At 73.4% G+C, this 18,848-nt stretch carries 19 protein-coding genes; 10 read left to right on the forward strand and 9 right to left on the reverse strand.

Translation table 11 applies throughout. From position 1 onward, the window contains the following. Positions 1-8: 8 nt before the first annotated feature. Positions 9-734 carry a histidine phosphatase family protein gene (locus Voc01_RS29565; RefSeq protein WP_203930871.1) on the reverse strand — a complete coding sequence of 242 codons (726 nt, stop codon included), beginning with the start codon at positions 732-734 and terminating at the stop codon, positions 9-11. A gap of 20 nt (positions 735-754) precedes the next feature. Between Voc01_RS29565 and Voc01_RS29570 the strand changes: the two genes are divergently transcribed. Further along, a complete protein-coding gene (locus Voc01_RS29570; protein WP_203930872.1) occupies positions 755-1,573 on the forward strand; it encodes a phosphotransferase enzyme family protein in 819 nt (272 codons plus the stop codon). Here Voc01_RS29570 and Voc01_RS29575 read toward each other — a convergent pair whose 3' ends face one another. Together Voc01_RS29575 and Voc01_RS29580 are read right to left on the reverse strand one after the other, a co-directional pair. Then, complete coding sequence (locus Voc01_RS29575; protein WP_203930873.1) at positions 1,574-2,470, reverse strand: serine hydrolase domain-containing protein; 897 nt, start codon at positions 2,468-2,470, stop codon at positions 1,574-1,576. Then, a complete protein-coding gene (locus tag Voc01_RS29580) occupies positions 2,470-2,766 on the reverse strand; it encodes a DUF1905 domain-containing protein (RefSeq protein ID WP_203930874.1) in 297 nt (98 codons plus the stop codon). The genes Voc01_RS29575 and Voc01_RS29580 overlap by 1 nt, the downstream gene beginning before the upstream one ends. Before the next feature lie 52 nt (positions 2,767-2,818). Between Voc01_RS29580 and Voc01_RS29585 the strand changes: the two genes are divergently transcribed. From Voc01_RS29585 to Voc01_RS29600, 4 genes are read left to right on the forward strand one after another with little or no spacing between them, the layout of a single operon-like run. Then, positions 2,819-3,706 (forward strand): ROK family protein, encoded by an 888-nt coding sequence (locus Voc01_RS29585; protein WP_203930875.1) that lies wholly within the window; start codon positions 2,819-2,821, stop codon positions 3,704-3,706. Then, complete coding sequence (locus Voc01_RS29590) at positions 3,703-5,448, forward strand: WD40 repeat domain-containing protein (protein ID WP_203930876.1); 1,746 nt, start codon at positions 3,703-3,705, stop codon at positions 5,446-5,448. The genes Voc01_RS29585 and Voc01_RS29590 overlap by 4 nt, the downstream gene beginning before the upstream one ends. Beyond that, entirely contained in the window at positions 5,445-6,404 is a 960-nt protein-coding gene (locus tag Voc01_RS29595) for a DUF6301 family protein (protein ID WP_203930877.1), read from the forward strand. The genes Voc01_RS29590 and Voc01_RS29595 overlap by 4 nt, the downstream gene beginning before the upstream one ends. Further along, positions 6,401-7,846: a hypothetical protein gene (locus Voc01_RS29600; protein ID WP_203930878.1), complete on the forward strand. Its 1,446-nt coding sequence runs from the start codon at positions 6,401-6,403 to the stop codon at positions 7,844-7,846. The genes Voc01_RS29595 and Voc01_RS29600 overlap by 4 nt, the downstream gene beginning before the upstream one ends. On the opposite strand, the gene Voc01_RS29605 is transcribed toward Voc01_RS29600, so the two are convergent. From Voc01_RS29605 to Voc01_RS29615, 3 genes are read right to left on the reverse strand one after another with little or no spacing between them, the layout of a single operon-like run. Then, positions 7,815-8,267, reverse strand: coding sequence for a pyridoxamine 5'-phosphate oxidase family protein (locus Voc01_RS29605; RefSeq protein WP_203930879.1), 453 nt, complete (start codon positions 8,265-8,267; stop codon positions 7,815-7,817). The genes Voc01_RS29600 and Voc01_RS29605 overlap by 32 nt on opposite strands. After that, on the reverse strand, positions 8,264-9,196 hold the full coding sequence (locus Voc01_RS29610; protein WP_203930880.1) for an SDR family NAD(P)-dependent oxidoreductase: 933 nt from the start codon (positions 9,194-9,196) through the stop codon (positions 8,264-8,266). Before Voc01_RS29610 ends, Voc01_RS29605 begins: the two co-directional genes overlap by 4 nt. A gap of 15 nt (positions 9,197-9,211) precedes the next feature. Continuing rightward, a complete protein-coding gene (locus Voc01_RS29615) occupies positions 9,212-9,973 on the reverse strand; it encodes a glucose 1-dehydrogenase (protein WP_203930881.1) in 762 nt (253 codons plus the stop codon). Between the two features lie 105 nt (positions 9,974-10,078). Between Voc01_RS29615 and Voc01_RS29620 the strand changes: the two genes are divergently transcribed. From Voc01_RS29620 to Voc01_RS29630, 3 genes are read left to right on the forward strand one after another with little or no spacing between them, the layout of a single operon-like run. After that, entirely contained in the window at positions 10,079-11,155 is a 1,077-nt protein-coding gene (locus tag Voc01_RS29620) for a Zn-dependent alcohol dehydrogenase (protein ID WP_203930882.1), read from the forward strand. Positions 11,156-11,173: 18 nt separating this feature from the next. Next, positions 11,174-12,259: a porin PorA family protein gene (locus Voc01_RS29625; protein ID WP_203930883.1), complete on the forward strand. Its 1,086-nt coding sequence runs from the start codon at positions 11,174-11,176 to the stop codon at positions 12,257-12,259. A 9-nt stretch (positions 12,260-12,268) separates the two neighbouring features. Further along, positions 12,269-13,309, forward strand: coding sequence for an LLM class F420-dependent oxidoreductase (locus Voc01_RS29630; protein ID WP_203930884.1), 1,041 nt, complete (start codon positions 12,269-12,271; stop codon positions 13,307-13,309). Positions 13,310-13,312: 3 nt separating this feature from the next. On the opposite strand, the gene Voc01_RS29635 is transcribed toward Voc01_RS29630, so the two are convergent. Next, the gene (locus Voc01_RS29635) at positions 13,313-14,821 is read right to left on the reverse strand and encodes an aldehyde dehydrogenase family protein (protein WP_203930885.1); all 1,509 of its coding nucleotides are present in this window, start codon (positions 14,819-14,821) and stop codon (positions 13,313-13,315) included. Positions 14,822-15,085: 264 nt separating this feature from the next. On the opposite strand from Voc01_RS29635, the gene Voc01_RS29640 reads away from it, so the two are divergent. Together Voc01_RS29640 and Voc01_RS29645 are read left to right on the forward strand one after the other, a co-directional pair. Further along, the gene (locus tag Voc01_RS29640) at positions 15,086-16,249 is read left to right on the forward strand and encodes an acyl-CoA dehydrogenase family protein (protein ID WP_203930886.1); all 1,164 of its coding nucleotides are present in this window, start codon (positions 15,086-15,088) and stop codon (positions 16,247-16,249) included. Positions 16,250-16,258: 9 nt separating this feature from the next. After that, positions 16,259-17,320 (forward strand): acyl-CoA dehydrogenase family protein, encoded by a 1,062-nt coding sequence (locus tag Voc01_RS29645; protein ID WP_203930887.1) that lies wholly within the window; start codon positions 16,259-16,261, stop codon positions 17,318-17,320. On the opposite strand, the gene Voc01_RS29650 is transcribed toward Voc01_RS29645, so the two are convergent. Beyond that, positions 17,295-17,735: an SRPBCC domain-containing protein gene (locus tag Voc01_RS29650; RefSeq protein WP_203930888.1), complete on the reverse strand. Its 441-nt coding sequence runs from the start codon at positions 17,733-17,735 to the stop codon at positions 17,295-17,297. The two genes, Voc01_RS29645 and Voc01_RS29650, sit on opposite strands and share 26 nt — an antisense overlap. Continuing rightward, complete coding sequence (locus Voc01_RS29655; RefSeq protein WP_203930889.1) at positions 17,732-18,838, reverse strand: NAD(P)H-dependent flavin oxidoreductase; 1,107 nt, start codon at positions 18,836-18,838, stop codon at positions 17,732-17,734. Before Voc01_RS29655 ends, Voc01_RS29650 begins: the two co-directional genes overlap by 4 nt. Positions 18,839-18,848: the final 10 nt, after the last annotated feature.

Consider the following 18,848-nt stretch of genomic DNA (forward strand, 5'->3'; position numbering starts at 1 on the left):
GCGAGGGGCTACGACGAAACCCCGTCCTCGGACGAGCCGACGGTCCAGTGGACGGTGTTGTACTCGGCCAGTTCGAGCCGGTCGCGGACCGCCTCGTACACCGTGACCCCGCAGTTCGCCGGCGCCTGACCGGGCGGCCACTTCTCCGCCTGCTGGTAGTCCCACTGCTCCAACGCGAACCGGAAGCAGCGGATCGCCTGCCCGTGCGTCACCACGAGGATCCGCTTGCCGGCGCGGTCGCGGTCGAGCATGTCGAGGAACTGCTGGATGCGGCTGACCACGTCGGCCAGGCTCTCCCCGCCGGGCGGACGGGCCATGAACCCGCCGAACGTCTGCCAGTACTCGGCGAGCCACGGGAACGCCGCCGTCGCCTCGTCCTCGGTCATGTCGTAGGCGTAGCCGGAGTCGCGCTCGCGGATGAAGATGTTCATGTCGACCGGCATCCGGTCGCGTTCCTCCTTCGGGTACGCGGCGAGGATGCCCTCGGTCGTCTGGATCGTGCGCGTGTACCCCGACGTGTAGACGTGGTCGAAGACGCCGAACCGTTCCCGCACGGCGTGGCCGGTCTGCTCGGCCTGCTGGTGACCGTCGTCGGTGAGCTCGATCTTGTGGTCGGGCTGGCCGCGCAGCACGCGGCGGGCCGCGTCGTCGGCGAAGTAGACGCTGTCCTTCTTCACCTGGTTACGGGCGGACTCGGCATGACGGACGATGACCAGCAGCGCGGGGTTCGGCACGACCTGATCATAATGAGCCCGTGCTCCAGCTCGCCGAACAAGCGCTGAACACCACCGTGCGCCCGGTGCGCGACCACTCCTGGCCGCACGGCGAGGCCGAGGTGCTGGAGGTCCGCGATCCGGGCGGCGGAGCCTGGATCGTCAAGCGGGTCAAGCACAGGGAGGCGTACGACCGTGAGGTCCACGCGCTGACCCACTGGGCACCGCGCCTGGGTGCGGGCCGCGCGCCGAGCCTGCGCGCCACGCTGCCCGACCACGCCCTCCTGGTCATGAACCGCCTCCCCGGGCGGGCCGGCACCGCCTCGACCCCCGACGAGTTCCGCCAGGCCGGCCGCCTGATCCGCCTCCTCCACGACGCCGGGCCCGCACAGCCCGACCCCGACTACCCGGCCCGCGCCCGCCACAACGGCGACGGGTGGCTGCACAGGGTGCCCGGAGTGGTCGACCGCGACGACGTCGACTTCGTGCGGGCGCAGATCGCGCTGATGGCGTCGATGCCCGCGCCGCTGGCCGGTCCGATCCACAACGACAACCAGCCCCGCAACTGGCTGTCCGATGTGGACGGTACGGTCCGCCTCATCGACTTCGGCAAGTCGAAAAGGGACCTCCACCTCCGCGACGTCGAACGCATGCGCCAGGCCGAATGGCGCGCCGACCCGGCCCTCGGCGACGCCTTCCTCGACGGCTACGGCAGACCCCTCACCGACGACGAGGACCGGATGCTCGACTGCATCGGCGCCGTCGCCGCGATCACCACGATCCTGTGGGCCCGCGCCCACGGCGACCCGACCTTCGAGAACCACGGCCGCGAAACCCTGAACCGCCTCCGCGGGGCTTAGCTAGAGCCGGTCGACGACGAGCGTGTAGACGGCTTCCAGCAGGTCGTACTCGCGGGCGTTCTCGCTGTGGGCGGTGACCGTGACGGCGACCCGCCGCCGCGGGCAGACGATCGCGTTCTGCCCGTAGCTGCCGGCCATCCGGTAGGTGCCGGACGCGTCGAGCCACACGCCCAGCCCGTAGCCGTGTGCGTGCCGCGGACCCCAGTCGAGCGCGCTCGTGTCGACCGACTCGGCCGGCATCCGCCGCACGTACTCCGCCGGCACCACCTGCTGGTCGTTCCACCGGCCCTCCTGCGCCAGCAGGAGCGCGAAGCGGGCCAGCTCGCCGGTCTTCAGGAACAGGTCGCTCTCCGCGAACGGGTAGCCGAGCGGGCACGTGTGCCAGGCCGGGTTGTGCAGGTCGAGGGGTGCGAACAGGCGCGGCAGCAGGTAGGCGCGGACGTCGGCACCGGTGGCGCGGGCCAGCACCCGGCCGAGCGCGTACGGCCCCGACCCGGTGTACTGGAACCGCGTTCCCGGCTCGGCGTCGAGCGGCGCCGCGACGACGTCGTGCAGCAGGTCGGCGGCGACGATGCGGTGGACGGCGTACCACCGGTGGCTGGTGCCGCTCGTCATCGTGAGCAGGTGGCGCAGCGTCACCCGCTCGAAGCCCTCCGCGGCGAGTCCGCGCAGCTCGGGGAAGTGGTCGAGGAACCGGTCGTCGAGCGTCAGCCGGCCCTCGGCCTCGGCGAGCCCGAGCGCCACCGACGTGAAGGTCTTCGAGACCGAGTACAGGTTGACCCGGTCGTCGGAGCGGAACCGGTGCTCCAGGACCGGTTCGCCGGCCCGCTGCACGCAGATGCCGTACGCGCCCAGCTCCCGCTCCCGGTTCGCCGTCACGAAGTCGTCGAGCAGCATCAGACGAGCTCCACCGTGACGCTCGCGACGTCGCCGGCGTCGAGGCCCTCGGCCCGCCGGACAGCGCGCTTGACCGGCAGCACGTAGACCCCGCGCACGCCGTCGGGGAACACCGACGTGCGCCACGTGCTGGTGCCGATCGACACCCGGACGGGCACCGAGCCGAACCCGCGCCGTGTGCCCTCGGACAGCTCCCGGATGTCCTCGGACGCGTCGGCCGGCAGGCTCACGAACGTCCAGGTCTCGTCGCGCCGCGCGTCCCAGACCCACAGCTCGGCCTCGAAGAAGTACTCCACCCGACGAGCATGGCATCCGGGTACGACATTCGGGCCGGGGCACAATCTCCCCGTGCGACAGATCATCACCCGCGTCGGCGCGTTCGACGTCGGCGGCACCCACATCCGCGGCGTGCAGGTCGACACGGCGGGCTGGCGCGTCGTGCCGAGCACCGCCGCCGAGTTCTCGCTGCCCGCCGACGGCTCCGCCCGCGACCTGCTCGACGGGATCGCCGACTGTGTCCGGGCCGTCACCACCGACGGTCCCGTCGCGATCGCGCTGCCCGCGCCGTTCGACTACGCCACCGGCATCGCGCGGTACCACGGCGTCGCGAAGTTCGACGCGCTCAACGGCGTCGACGTCGGCGCGGGGCTGCGGGCGCGCGGCGTCACGGGTCCGATCGGGTTCACGCCCGACGCGCACGCGTTCCTGCGCGGCGAGGCGATCGCCGGCGCGGCGGCGGGATACGACCGGGCGATGGGCGTCACGCTCGGTACCGGCGTCGGATCGGCGTTCCTCGCCGACGGCGCGATGGTCGCCGACGGTCCGCTCGTGCCGCCGGAGAGCCGCATCGATCTGACCACAGTGGACGGCGCGCCCCTGGAGGAGACGGTGTCCCGGCGCGCGCTGCTGCGGGCCTGGGGCTCGCCGACCGGGGACGTCGCCGACCTCGCCCGCCTGGCCCGCGCCGGCGCCCCGGCGGAGGTCGAGGTGCTCCGGCACGCCTTCGAGGCACTCGGCCGCGCCCTCGCCCCGTGGGTGACCGGGTTCCGGCCGGGCGTCGTCGTGTTCGGCGGCGGCATGTCCGGTGCCTGGGACCTCATCGAGCCGCCCGTGCGGGCCGGGCTCGCCGCCGCCGGCGTCACGGCGGTGCCGCACCTCGTGCGGGCGGCGTCGGCGCACGACGCTCCCCTGCTCGGCGCGGCCTGGCACGCGGCGGCCGTATCATCGGCTCGGTGACGTCTCTGCGCGAGGTCGAAGCGGCGGCCCGGGAGGGCACGCTCGGCGACATGGTCGACGCCCTGCGGTCCGACCCCCTCTCCCGGTGGCTGGCGAAGGCGTTACGCGTCGACCTCGCGGCGATCGTCGCCGATCCCGCCCGGACCCTGCAGACCGTGTGGGCGCGTGGGTACTTCACGCCGGCGCTGCGCGGCACGCTCGACCGGTGGCGGGAGGAGCACGCGGGCCGGCCGTGGGCGAGGGCGCTGCGGCCACCGGCGTTCCCGCTGTCCGGTCCGCTGGAGGAGGAGTACCGCGGCGACTTCTCGGGCGCCGACGCCGTGTCGCTCACCGACGAAACGGTCACCGTGGTACGCGGGGACTCGGTGACGGTGGTCGACCGCGCGACCGGAGCCCGGCGCCCGTCGACGGCCGCCGCCGGGCCGTTCTGGACGGTCGACTTCCGCACCGGGTTCGGCCAGTGCCGCGTGGTCGACCTGAACTCCGACGCGGTGCTGCTCGACCTTCAGGTCAACGACGAGGACCGGTACGAGGCGGTCGCCGTCGCCGAGGGCGGCGCCGTGTTCGCCGGTGGCTGGTGCTACGACTACGACGGGGTCGTCGTGCGGATCGACGACGGCGCCGTGCGGTGGCGGTGGGAGAAGGCGGGCGCCCACGTCGCCGGCCTCTCGTGCACGCCCGACGGCGCCCGCGTGCTCGCATTCTCGCGCGGCCGGCTGTTCGTGCTCGACGGCGCCACCGGCACGGTCGTCCACAGTGGACACGTCGGGGCCGGTGTCGGCGCCGTCGACCCGGCCGGGACCCGGCTCGTCACCGTCGGCGACTCCGTCGCGCGGGTGTGGACCCTCGACCGGCTCGGCGACGCCGAGGGCGGACTGCCGGGCACCGGCTCGGGCTTCGCGTATGCGATGTGGTCGCCCGACGGCAGCCGGCTGCTCACCGGGTCGGCGCTGTGCGAGGGGACCGGCGGCCGGCTGGTCGCCGTGCTCCTGATGGACGGGACCGGTTACCTCGAGGGCGGCCCGCCACCGGATGCGCGGGTGGTCGGCGACACCGAGGTCGTCGAGTTCACGCCGCTGCGGGGAATGACCATGTGGGACGCGGTCAGTGGCGCGCCCGTCGCCGCCGACCCCGACCGTCGCTACTCGCTGCACCGCGACCGGCTGTGGATCGCGCCGGACGCGCGGTCGTACCTCCACGCCGACCGCGATGGCGGTGCGCGGCTCCTGCGCACCCGCGACGGCGCGGAGCTCGCCGCGTTCGGCCGCATGGCCGAGGCCGCCTGGTCACCCGACAGCTCCCGGTTCGCGGCCGCCTCCGACGGCGTCGTCCGCGTCCACGGCGCCGACGGCGCGGTGGAGCACGACCTCGGCACCGTCGACGACGTCACCGGGCTGGTGTTCTCGTGCGACGGAACGGTGCTGGTGGCCGGCGGCAAGGGAACCGGGCTGCGTCTGTGGGACACCGGCTCCGGCGCACCGCTGGGCACGGCCACCCACACCGGCCGGTACCCGTGGCGTCCGTCGCCCGACAGGCTCGCGCTCCTCCACGGCCAGCACGGGTTCCGCGCGCGGCGGCACCCGTTCCATGCGCGGCACGAGGCCGGCTTCATGGTGATCGAGCCCGACGACCCGGCGCTGCCGGTGTACCGCGTCGCCTGCGACGAGCCCCTGGTTCCCGACCCGACCGGCACCCGCTGGGCCTCCCCTACCGCGCACGTGGCCCTGGAACCGTCGCCGTGACCACCGAGCGGCTGGCCGACGCGGTCGCCGCCGCCGGTCCGCTGCTCGGCACCGCGCCGGAGGCGGTCGCGGAGGCTCTCGGGTGGCGGGCGCTGCGGGACTTCGGCGGCGACGGGGTGGTCGCCGACGCCGGGGTGGCCGACGTCCACCTCCGCGGACGGCTGGCGGTCACCGAGGTGCGGGCGACGCTCGTGTCCACACCGGACGGTCGAGCGTCCATCGTGGACGCCTTCGCCGACGCCGCGGCCGCGCTGCGCCAGCGGTTCGGGTCGCCGGCCTCCGAGCGTCCGGGCGCGTGGCCGGCGGTCACCTGGCGGCTGCCGCGCATCCGCGGGAGCGGCCTGCTGTGGCGGCGGCGCCACGCCACGCTGACCCTGTGCTACTCGCCCGACGCGCGCGGGGTCGAGCTCGCGGTCCGCTCCGACGACGAGGCCGACCGGCTCGCCGCGGCCGCCGTCGCGGCGGCGGCCCGGGCCGAGACCGCCGCCTCCCCGCCCCCGCCCGGTGGATGGGCCGACGGCGACTGGGCCCGGTTCACCGACACGCTCACCGCGGAGCTCGCCGACCTCGAGCCCGACCACGTCGTCATCCTCGCCGACCGCACCGCCTCCGACGCTTACGTACAGTTCATGCAGTTCGAGCAGTACTCGCCCCCGTACCTCACCGCGGAGACGATCAGCGACCACTTCCGCGACGACCACCGGCAGCTGACCCCCGACCAGCGCCAGCGGCTGACCGCCCTCGGCTGGGAGCCGCCCGACGGCGCGGCGAACTGGACCCGTCACCTGGAGTGGCCGGCCCGCTGGGACGGCTACCACCGCCTCGCGGACCTGACCGTCGCCACGCTGCGCGACGTGCACGGCACCCGCTCGCCCGCCGACCTCGTCCTGGGCGGCTGGGGCTACGACCACACGAGGCCGCCGCCCTTCCCCCGCCTCGGCCTGGCGACCCGGTGAACCCCGTGCTGCGCGGCGTCGCCGTCAACCCGTCGACGCCGGAACCGTTGCTGCTGCGGCTGTCCGAGCGGCCCGACCTCGCTCATTCCCTGCTGGGCCGCGCAGATCTGCCGCCGTCGGTCGTCGAGCGACTGTCCGTCGATCCCAGGGCCACCGTGCGGCGGCGGCTGGTCGCGCACAGGTCCACCATGGACCGCGTGCGCGCGGCCCTGGCGAGCGACCCCGACCCGGGGGTACGGGCCGAGGTGGCGGGCCCGACGCAGCTGTGGGGCGAGCCCCCGCTCACGACACCCGTCGCCGCGCTGCCGGCCCTCGCGGCCGACCCGGAGCCCGCCGTGCGCGCCGCCGTGGCCGGCAACCGCCTGACACCCGTGGCGCTGCGGTTGGCCCTCGCCGCCGATCCCGACCCGGAGGTGCGCCGGCGCACCGCCTTCGGTGGGCTGCCGACGGAGACCCTGCACCGGCTGGTCGGCGACCCCGACCGCGCTGTCCGCGAGGCCGCGCTCTCCCGGGCGAGGATCGACGCGCCGACGGAGACGATCCCGGCGCACCTCGCCGAGCCGTTCCTGGCCGGAGGCGGCTGGTACCGGGAGACCGCGATCGCGATGGTCGACCTGACCCCGGCGCTCATCGGGCGGTTCCGGGACGACCGGCCGGCGCTGGCCCGCAACCCCAGCCTCCCGGCCGACCTCATGCCCGGGTTCCTCGACGTCGCACCGGCTCTGGCCGAGAACCCCGCGCTTCCCGCCGCGATGCTCGAAACGCTCGTCGCCACCATGGATCCCGAGGTGCACCGCGAGCTCCTGCGGCGCACCGACCTGCCCGACGGCCTGCGTCGGCGGCTCCTCGCCGCCGACGAGGACGACGAGCCGCTGCCGACGGTCACGTCGCTGCGGCACGGGGAGGCAGGACTCGCGGAGCGACTGTCCTATCTGGACCATCCCAACCCCGCGTTCCGCCGCACCCTCGCGTTGTCCCCCGACCTGCCGCCGGCGGCGGTCCACGCGCTCGCCGCCGACCCGGACTGGCCGACCCGGCTGCTGGTCTGCGAGCGTAACGGCGACGTGGTTGCGCCGGAGGTGCTGGCGGAGGTCGCGACGACGCATCCCGGTCACAGCCGCTGGGACCTTCTCCGCAACCCGCGCCTGCCCGTCGAGGTCGCGGTGCGCCATCTCGCCGACGCGGCCGACGACCCGCTGGCCCGGCAGGCGGTCGCCACCCGGCCCGACACGCCGCCGGACGTCCTCGTGCGGCTGCTCGACGATCCCGACCCGGGGGTGGGCTTCTCGGCCGCCGCCAACCCGGGTCTGCCCGCCGACCGGTTGCGGGCGCTCCTCGACGGCGACGACCTCCTCCTGCGGGAGGCGGCCGCCGGCAACCCGGCGCTGTCGGCGGAGGAGCTGGAGCGGATCAGCGCGTCAGCTTCCGGTGGTCCCAGCTGACCACCCGCACCGGTTCGACCACGTAGGCCACCCGTTTGCGCGCGGCGTGCTCGACGTACCCGCCCACGACGTCGGCCGGCACCCCGAGCGGACCCTCGGCGACCAGCCGCCCGACGGCGGCCACGCCGGCGAGGTCCCCGATGGGGTGGGCGATCCCGTTGACCTGCACGCCGCGCAGGTCGAAGTAGTCCTCGCCGTCCTCGACGAGGCACGTGAGGCGCGGGTCGCGGGCGAGGTTGCGGGCCTTCTGCGAGGCGCGGTACGTCCAGAACGTGATCCGGCCGTCGCGCAGCGCGTAGAACATCGTGACGACGTGCGGGGTGCCGTCGCGGTTGATGGTGGCGAGGTGCGTCTTGCGGGAGGCGGCCAGCAGGTCGGCCACCTCGTCGGCGGTCATCGCGGCCCGGGCGCGCTCGTTCACGCGTCACCCGCGAGCGGCAGCGTCTCCTCGCACACGAACCCCACCGGGGGTTCGGCGCCCGCATCAGAGCGCGGGAACAGCTTGTCGAACGCGCCGTCCAGCCCGGCCGGCGTCCACGAGGCCCCGTCGTCGGTGCGGAAGCTGGCCCGCACGGTCGGCGGCGCCATCAGCGCGACCAGTCCACCGTGGACGACGAACACCTCACCGTTGATCCGTCGGGCGGCCGGGCCGGCGAGGTAGGTCACCAGCGGGGCGACGTGTTCCGGCGCGAACGGGTCGGCGCCGTCGGGTGCCGGTCCCATCAGGCCGGCGGTCATCGCGGTGCGGGCGCGGGGGCAGATCGCGTTGGCCCGCACGCCGTAGCGGCCGCAGGCACGGGCGGTCGACGCGGTCAGCGCGACGATGCCGGCCTTCGCGGCCGCGTAGTTCGCCTGGCCCGGCGGGGCGAGCAGGAACGCCTCCGACGACGTGTTGACGATCCGGCCGTGCACCGGCGCGCCGGTGATCTTGCTGCGCTCGCGCCAGTACGCGGTGGCGATCCGGGTGGTGACGAAGTGCCCGCGCAGGTGCACCCGCAGCACGAGGTCCCAGTCCTCCTCGGACAGTGAGAACACCATCCGGTCGCGGAGCACACCGGCGTTGTTGACCACGACGTCGAGCCGCCCGTACGCGTCGAGCGCCGCGGCGAGGAGCGCCTGTGCCGTGGTCCACTCGCCGATGTCGCCCGGACACAGGACGGCCTCGCCGCCGGCCGCGGCGATCTCGGCGGCGACGGCCTCGACCGCGTCGGTGCCGCAGCGGCCGGGCAGGTCGTTGAGCACCAGCCGCGCCCCGGCGGCCGCGAGCCCGAGGGCCTCCGCGCGCCCGAGGCCGGCGCCCGCGCCGGTGACCACCGCCACGGCGCCGTCGAGACCGTAGGGACCGTCCACTGTGTACTCCTCAGGTCAGTAGCCGGGACCGCTGAGGATCCCGCCGTCGGCGACGAACTCCGAACCCGTGGAGTACGACGCCTCGTCGGAGGCGAGGAACGCGACCAGCCGGGAGATCTCGACCGGCTCGGCGAACCGCGGGATCGGCATGCTGTTGATGAACTGCACCGGGTCGACGCTGCTGAACGACTGCGCGGTCTCCATGACCATGCGGGTCATGACGCCGCCCGGATGCACCGAGTTGACCCGGATTCCGACCTTCCCGAGCTCCTGCGCCGCCGCCCGCGTGACGCCCCGGATGCCGAACTTGGCGGCGCTGTAGGCCGACAGGCCGGCCGCCCCGGCGAAGCCCTCGATCGAGGAGACGTTCACGATCGACCCGCCGCCGGCGGCCGTCATCGGCGCGATCACGGCCTTGACCCCGAGCCAGCAGCCGACGAGGTTGACGTCGAGCACCCGGCGGAAGTCCGCGAGCGGCATGTCCGCGATCGTGGCGTTGGTGAGGATGCCGGCGTTGTTCACCAGGACGTCGATGCGTCCGAACGCGTCGACGGTCGCGGCGACGGCCGCGGCCCACTGCTCCTCGCTGGTGACGTCGTGGTGCACGTAGCGGCAGAGGTCGGGGCCGAGCTTGCCGGCGACGTACTCGCCCTTCTCGTCGAGCACGTCGCCGATGACCACGCGCGCGCCCTCGGCGACGAAGTGCCGGGCGTGCGCCTTGCCCATGCCGCGCGCGCCTCCGGTGATGAGTGCGACCTTCCCGTCGAGCCGGCCCATCGGACACCTCCCGGGTAGGCAACAGGTTCCAGTTCCCGAAGCGCTTGCTTGGTTATACGGGAGAACTCTAGAGTAGAACAAGTTTCAATTCTGGAGGGTGGCAGCATGCGCGCGGCGATACTCCATTCGGTCGGAGCCGACAAGTTCGAGATCCGTGACGACGTGACGGTCATCCCGCCGGCACCCGGCGAGGTCCGGATCCGGTTACGGGCGACCGGCGTGTGCCACTCCGACCTGTCCGCCCGCGACGGCGGGCTCCCCCAGCCGGTGCCGGCCGTGCTCGGCCACGAGGCCGCCGGCGACGTCGTCGAGGTCGGCGACGGGGTCGAGGACCTGGCCGTCGGCGACCGCGTGATCGCCAACTGGCTGCCCGCGTGCGGCACCTGCTCCTCGTGCGTACGCGGCGAGCCGTACCTGTGCATGGCCCACGTGATGATGGGCTACGTCCAGCCGCGCTTCATGCTCGGCGACACCCCGGTGTTCGGCATGGCCGGCGTCGGTGCGTTCGCCGAGGAGATCGTCGTTCCCCGCGTGGGCGCGGTGAAGATCGGCGACGACGTGCCCTACGAGGTGGCCGCGCTCGTCGGCTGCGGCGTGATGACCGGCGTCGGCGCCGTCATCAACACCGCGCGGGTGCGTCCCGGTGAGACGGTCGTGGTCATCGGGTGCGGCGGTGTCGGCATCGCCGCCATCCAGGGCGCCCGGCTGTCCGGGGCGTCGACGATCGTGGCGGTCGACACGGTGGAGGCCAAGCACGACATCGCCCGACGGTTCGGCGCCACCCACGCGGTGACCCCCGACGGTCTCAGCGACCTCACGACGGAGGTCACCGGCGAGGGCTACGACTGGGCCTTCGACGTGGTCGCGGTCCCGCAGACGCTGCGCACCGCGTGGTCGGCCGCGCGCCGCGGTGGCGCCGTGGTCGTCGTCGGCGCCGGCCGGGTCGAGCACCAGGTCGAGTTCAGCCCGTTCGAACTGCTCTTCGAGGGCAAGCGGATCCTGTCGTCGCTGTTCGGGTCCGCCGACGCGGTGCGCGACTTCCCGCGGCTGCTCGACCTGTGGCGGGCCGGCCGGCTCGACCTCGAGGGAATGATCACCCACCGGCTCACCCTCGACGACCTCGACGACGCGTTCGGCGCGCTCGGCCGCGGCGACGTCATCCGCCAGATCGTCGTCCACTGATCTTTCGGGAGGAGCATCGTGCGTAGATCTACCGTGCTTCTGACGGGTGGAGCCGTCGTGGTGCTCGCCTTCGCGGCGGTGCTGCGGTTCGCGATCGTCCCCGGTCTGCAGCAGTTGCCCGACGACCTCGACACCACGCTGCACTACACGGGAACCGCCGACATCCTCGACGAGGCCGCGCTGATGAAGGGCGACCTCGCCAACGGGTTCAAGACCGGCGTCCCGGTGGAGTTGGAGCAGCGGGTGCGGGTCGTCTCGGCGCACGGCGACACGGTCGTCGTCACCGACGAGACCGTGCTGACCGACCCCGACGACAACCGGCTGTCGAACACGAAGCACACGTTCGCGGTCGACCGGAGGAACCTCGCCGCCGCGCCGGCGCCCGCGGGCGTCACCGTGGAGCCGCACCAGGGCCTCACGGTCGGCTTCCCGATCCCGCCGGAGCCGACCGACTACACGTACTGGGACTACCCGACCGCGATGGGCGCCACGGCCGCGTACGTGCGTACCGAGCAGCGTGCCGGTCGCGAGACCTACGTGTACCAGATGAAGACCGCGGGACCGCTGGCCGACCCGTCCGTGGCCGGCGACCTGCCGACCGCGCTGTCGAAGCAGGTGCTGCTCGCGTTCGCGCCGTCGCTGCCGCCCGACCAGCAGGCGCAGCTGAAGCAGTACGAGGCGCTCCTGCCCGACCAGCTGCCGCTCAGCTACACCGCCGAGGGCGAGAACACGTTCTGGGTCGACATCACGACCGGCTACGTCGTCGACGTGGCCCGCAAACAGAAGATCGACGTCAGCCTCGCGCTCGGCCCCATCGTCGTCCCGCTCGCGTCGGCGTTCTCCCTCGACCTGCGGTTCGCCCCCGACACCGTGCGGACCATCACCGCCGACGCCGAATCGGCCGCGTCGGGGCTGCGGCTGATCTCGGTGATCGTGCCGATCGCGCTCGTCGTTCTCGCGATCCTGCTGGCGCTCACGCCGCTCTTCCTGGCCCGCCGCCGGCGGCGCACCGTGCGTCCACAGGAGACGGTGACCCAGCCGGTGGCCGCGCCACCGGCCGCGAGCCCTCCCCCGGCGGCCGCCGTCGGCGCCGACGAGAAGTGACCGTCGCCCATGCGCCTCGGGATCATGCTCGGCTACAGCGGCGAGGGCTTCGCGGCCGCGGTCGACGAACTGGTCGAGCATGAGCGGTCCGGTGTCGAGATCGTCGCCGTTCCGGAGGCGTACAGCTTCGACGCGGTGAGCCAGCTGGGGTTCGTCGCGGCGCGCACCACGCGGATGGAGCTCACGTCCGGCATCGTCCAGCTGTACTCGCGCACACCGACGCTCACGGCGATGACGGCCGCCGGGCTCGACTACGTGTCGGGCGGCCGTTTCTCGCTGGGGCTCGGCGCGTCGGGCCCGCAGGTGGTCGAGGGCTTCCACGGGGTGCCCTACGACGCGCCGCTGGCCCGCACGCGGGAGATCGTCGAGATCTGCCGCCAGGTGTGGCGCCGGGAACCGGTGGTCCACAGCGGACGGCACTACCGGGTGCCGCTGCCACCGGGTGCCGGCACCGGCCTGGGCAAGCCGCTGAAGCTCATCAACCACCCGGTACGGCCGCGGATCCCGGTCATCCTCGCCGCCGTCGGTCCCCGCAGCGTCGCCATGACGGCCGAGATCGCCGAGGGCTGGTGGACGCTGTTCTTCCACCCGGAGCGCGCCGCGTCCGTCTGGGCCGGGCCGCTGGCCGACGGCACCCGGCTGCGCGACCCGGCCCTGGGCCCGTTGGACGTGCTCGCCACGGTGCCGTTCGCCGTCACCGACGACCCGGGTTCGCTGCTCGACGCCCACCGCGCGATGCTGGCCCTCTACATCGGCGGGATGGGCGCGCGGGAACGCAACTTCTCCAACGAGCTGGTGCGCCGGTACGGCTACGAGCGGGAGGCCGCGCTGATCCAGGACCACTTCCTGAGCGGCCGCCGGGCCGAGGCGATGGCCGCCGTGCCGGACGACCTCGTCCGCTCGACGGCACTCGTCGGTCCGGCCGCGTACGTCAAGGACCGGCTGGCCGCCTACGCCGCCGCCGGGGTCACCACGCTGCTGGTGTCGCCGCTCGCGCCGACCCGCGAGGCGCGGCTGGCGGCGGTCCGCCAGCTCCGCGACCTCGTCTAGCGTTTACATCATCTCCTCGGTGGTCGGCACGAGCACCGTCTTCACCTCGGTGTAGGCCTCGATCGCGGTGCGCCCGCCCTCGCGGCCCAGCCCCGACTGCCGGAACCCGCCGAACTCCGCGTGCGGCTCGAGCTGGTACCCGTTGATTCCCACGGTTCCGGCGCGCAGCGCCTTCGCCATCCGCATGGAGCGCTTGACGTCGGTGGTCCACACCGTCGCCGCGAGGCCGTACTGGGTGTCGTTGGCCAGGCGCACCGCCTCGTCCTCCTCGGTGAAGGGCACGGCCACGAGCACCGGTCCGAAGATCTCCTCGCGGGCGATCGTCATGTCGTTCGTCGCGTCGGCGAAGAGGGTCGGCGTCACGAAGTTGCCGTTCGCCAGGTCGCCGTCGCCGCGTTGGCCGCCGCACACCATCCGCGCGCCCTCCTCCTGCCCCCGGGTGATGTAGCCGAGGACGCGTTCGAGCTGGCGCGGGTTGATGAGCGGTGACGCGGTGGTCGCCGGGTCGAACGGGTCCCCGTAGTTCACCATGGCCGTCATTCCCTCGGCGATGGCGAGGAACTGGTCGTAGACGTCGCGGTGCACGAGGGCCCGGGTCTGCGCGAGGCACACCTGTCCGGACAGGCCGAGCGTCACCGTGCCCATCGTGGTGGCCGCGGCCGAGTACACGTCGGCGTCGGCGAAGACCAGGGCCGGGCTCTTGCCGCCCAGTTCCAGGCTGACCCGCTTGAACCCGGTCGCGGCCGCCTCCATGACGCGACGGCCGACGGCCCGGCTGCCGGTGAACGTGATCTTGTCGACCATGGGGTGGTTGATGAGCGCGTCGCCGGTGGGTTCGCCGGGACCGGTCACCACGTTGAGGACGCCCGCGGGTACGCCCGCCTCCTCGAGCAGCCGCACCAGGCGCAGCACCGCGAACGTCGCGTACTCCGAGGGCTTGAGCACCACCGTGCACCCGGTGGCCAGCGCCGGCGCGAGCTTCTGCGCGGCCAGCAGCAGCGGCCCGTTCCACGGGATGACCGCGGCGACCACGCCGACCGGTTCGCGCAGCGTCATCGTCACGTGGTCGCCGCCCTGGAACGCCGGGAGCGTGGTGCCGCCGAGCTTGTCGATCCAGCCGGCGTGGTGGTCGAAGATGTCGGCCGCGCACTCCGCGGACATCGCGTAGATGGTGCCGAACGACAACGGGACACTGTTGTCCAGCGCCAGCAGGCGCAGCAGCTCGTCGGCGTGCTCCCGGATCAGGTCGGCGGCCCGGCGCATCACGCGGATGCGCTCCTTGGCCCGGGTGCGTGGCCACGGCCCCTCGTCGAACGCCCGGCGCGCGGCGCGCACCGCCCGGTCGACGTCGGCGACGCCGGCCACGGCGAACTCGCCGACCTCCTCGCCGGTCGCGGGATGCGCGTGGCTCCACGTCTGTCCGTCTGCGGCGGGAATCCACTGCCCGTCGACGAACAGCTGTCCGGTGGAGAGCCCGGCCGCGTCGCGGGCCGACTTGATCGAGAGGGTCATGCCGCACCATCCATCGCATCTGGAACGCGTTCTCCACAGCGTCTGCCGGGAAAGGGAGGACCGGCCTGCGGCGGGTCCAGACGACGACCGGCGGCGTTGCGGCTTCGCCCCGATACGACACCGGTATCGGGACTAAGCCGCGCCTTGCCGGGTCGCCGCCTGGACCTCCCCTCGGCTCGGCCCCCCTCTCCCAACAGACGCTAGCGGAGATTACGCCGAACTTCGATATAGTTCTAGAACAAGTTCTACTTTGGGGGTCGCATCGTGCACATCGGCTACACGCCCGGGCAGGAGCGCCTGCGGCAGGAACTGCGCGCGTACTTCGCCGACCTGATGACCCCGGAGCTGCGCGAGGCGCTCAACCCGGCGGAAGGCGAGTACGGCGAGGGAACCGCGTACCGCGACACCGTGCGGCGCCTCGGCTCCGACGGCTGGCTCACGCTGGGCTGGCCCACCGAGTTCGGCGGTGGCGGACGGTCCATGGTGGACCAGCTCATCTTCACCGACGAGGCGGCCGCCGCCGGCGTACCGGTCCCGTTCCTGACGCTCAACACGATCGGGCCGACCATCATGCGGTTCGGCACGCCCGAGCAGCAGGCGTTCTACCTGCCGCGCATCGCCGCCGGCGACATCCACTTCTCCATCGGCTACTCCGAGCCCGAGGCCGGCACCGACCTCGCGTCGCTGCGCACCCGCGCCGTGCGCGACGGCGACGGCTGGCTCATCAACGGCCAGAAGATGTGGACCAGCCTCATCCAGCACGCCGACTACGTGTGGCTCGCCTGCCGCACCGACCCCGACGCGCCGAAGCACAAGGGGCTGTCGATCCTCATCGTGCCCACCGACGCGCCCGGCTTCTCCTGGACGCCCGTGCGCACCGTCGCGGGTCCCACGACCAGCGCCACCTACTACACCGACGTGCGCGTACCGGAGTCGGCGCTCGTCGGCGCCGTCAATCAGGGCTGGCCGCTGATCACCAACCAGCTCAACCACGAACGGGTGGCGCTCACCTCCGCGGCGCCGATCCGCACCGCGCTCGCCGAGGTGCTGGAGTGGGCCCACGAGACCGGTGCCATCGAGCAGGAGTGGGTGCGGACGCACCTCGCCCGGGCGCACGCGAAGACCGAGTTCCTCACGTTGTTCAACTGGCGGCTGGCCAGCGACCCCGACGGCTCGCCCGGACCCGCCGCCGCGTCGGCCACCAAGGTGTACGGCACCGAGTTCGCCATCGAGGCCTACCGGCTGCTGATGGAGGTGCTGGGCGCAAACGCGTCGGTCCGGTACGGGTCCCGCGGCGCGCTCCTGAACGGCCGGATCGAACGCCTGCACCGCGCCGCGCTGATCCTCACGTTCGGCGGAGGGACCAACGAGGTCCAGCGCGACATCATCGCCTTCGCCGGCCTCGGCCTGCCCGCCGCCCGCCGTTAAGGAGCCACCATGGACTTCGCGTTGCCCGAGGCCTTCCACGACCTGTCCACGCTCACCCGGAGCATCCTCACCGACCGCGTCACCCCCGAGCGGCTGCGCGAGCTCGAAGCCAAGGACGAGCCGTTCGACCGTCCCCTGTGGACGGAGCTAGCGAACGCCGGCGTCCTCTCCGCCGCCCTGCCGGCGGAGGCCGGCGGCGACGGGTACGGCCTCCTGGAACAGTGCGGCGTGCTGATCGAACTGGGACGCGTGGTCGCGCCCGTCCCGTACCTCTCGTCGATCGTCACCGCCGCGTCGGCCGTGGCCCGGTTCGGCGACGCCGGCCAGGCGGCCCGCTGGGCGGTACCGGCCGCCCGGGGCGACCTCGTCCTGACGGCCGCGCTGTCGGACGAGGGCCGCGTCAGCGCCACCGGCACCCTCACCGGATCCGTTCCCGTGGTGCCGGCCGCGACGTACGCCGACCTGATCCTGGTGCCGACCGACGCCGGCGTCTTCCTCGTGGCACCTGGCGACCGGGGCGTGCACATCGAGCCGCAGCGGGTCACCGGCGGCGAGGGCGCCGGCTGGCTGGAACTGTCCGATGTGGAGGCCCCGCTGCTCGCCGGCGACGGCGTCGCCGACTGGATGCGGAACCGGGCACTCGTCGGGCTGTGCGCCCTGCAGCTGGGCGTCACCGAACGGGTCCTGGAGCTGACCGCCGGGTACGCCCGCACCCGGGTGCAGTTCGGTAGGCCGATCGGCACGTTCCAGGCGGTGGCCCAGCGGCTGGCCGACGCCTACATCGACGTCGAGGCGATCCGCCTCACGCTGTGGCAGGCGGCGTGGCGAGTGCAGGAGGGGCTGCCGTGCGCCACCGAGGTCGCGACGGCCAAGTTCTGGGCCGCCGAGGCGGGTCACCGGGTCGCGCACACGGCCGTGCACGTCCACGGCGGCGTCGGCATCGACGTGGACCACAGCGTGCACCGCTACTTCCTCGCCGCCAAGCACCACGAGCTCAGCCTCGGCGGCGCCACCGCGCAGCTGCGCCGCATCGGCGCGGAGCTGGCTAGCGGGACTCGACGTACTCCTTGAGCGCGGCGGCGTGGCGGCGGAAGCCGTCACGCACGCCTTTGAACACCACCGACTTCAGGGGCCCGCGCAGCAGTTCCTCGGTGTGGTAGCGGGTGCCGCCACCGTCGGCGGGTTCCAGCCGCTGGATCCGGGTGCCGTGGAGGAGGCCGACCCGGTGCAGCCACCCGACGTACCCGTACTCCAGCAGGGTCGGCGACTCGATCCGGGAGATCCGTTCGCGGCTCGTGTTCGCCTGCCCGTTCTTGAACCGCACGTGCAGCGTCATGGTGTCGCCGACGCGCGCGGGACGGCCGTTGGGCCGGTCGACCCGCACGATGAACGGGTTCCACCGCGGATAGTTGTCGAGGTCGAGCATCGCCGCCCACACGGCCTCGACCGGCGCGTCGATGACGGTGTCGACCTCGACGAGGGTCATGCGAGCTTCGCCAGCCGGTCGAGCGTCTCCCGGGTCTCCGCCACCAGGCCCGCCATGACGTCGGCGACCGGCCGCACCTCGTTCATCCGCCCGACGATCTGGCCCACGGGCATCGGCACGACGGTCGGGTCCCCCGACTCCATCAGGCGGCGGTGCGCCTCGCTCACCAACAGGTTCTGCAACGGCATCGGCAGCGGCGCGGGCGCGTCGGACTCTTCCCACGCGCCGGTCCACCGGTTGCGCAGCAGGCGCGCCGGCTTGCCGGAGTAGATCCGCGACCGCACCGTATCGCTGGATCCCGCCGCCAGCAACGCCTCCCGCAGCGCCGGCATGGTGGTGCCGATGACGTACTCCTCCGTTGTCAGCCAGTACGAGCCCATCCACACGCCGGCCGCGCCGAGCGCGAGCGCCGCCGCCACCTGCCGGCCGCTTCCGATCCCGCCCGCGGCGAGGACCGGCACCGCGCCGCCGACCTCGTCGACGATCTCGGGGACGAGCACCATGCTGGCGATCTCGCCGGTGTGCCCGCCCGCCTCGTAGCCCTGCGCCACCACGATGTCGACGCCGCTGGCCACCTGCGCGCGGGCGTGCGCCGCCCGCCCGGCCAGGGCCGCCACCGTCAGCCCGTGGGCGTGCGCCTGCTCGATGACGTCCGGTGGCGGCGGACCCAGCGCGTTGGCGATGAGCTTCGGCGAGTGGGTCAGCGCGACCTCGACGTGCGAGCGGGCGACCGAGTGCAGCCAGCCGAGCACCCCCTCGCCGTCGGGTGCGCCCTCGGCGGGCAGCGGGGGGACGCCCAGCTTCGTGAGCGTGCTCTCCACGAAGTCCCGGTGGCCGTCCGGGATCAGCTTGCCGAGGTCGGCCGGGGTTCCCTCGGTGGGCACCCGGTTGGGCATCACGATGTCGACGCCGTACGGCTTCCCGTCGGTGTTCGCGTCGAGCCACGTCAACGTCTCGTCGAGCTCGGCCGGATCGTTGAACCGCACGCATCCGAGCACCCCGAGCCCGCCGGCCCGGCTGATCGCCGCGGCGACGTGCTCCGACGGGGTGAACCCGACGATCGGGTGCTCGATACCGAGCAGCTCGCACAACGGGGTCCGCACCATGCCCTCC

It is taken from the genome of Virgisporangium ochraceum (assembly GCF_016863655.1).
GTDB classification, from domain to species: Bacteria; Actinomycetota; Actinomycetes; order Mycobacteriales; family Micromonosporaceae; genus Virgisporangium; species Virgisporangium ochraceum.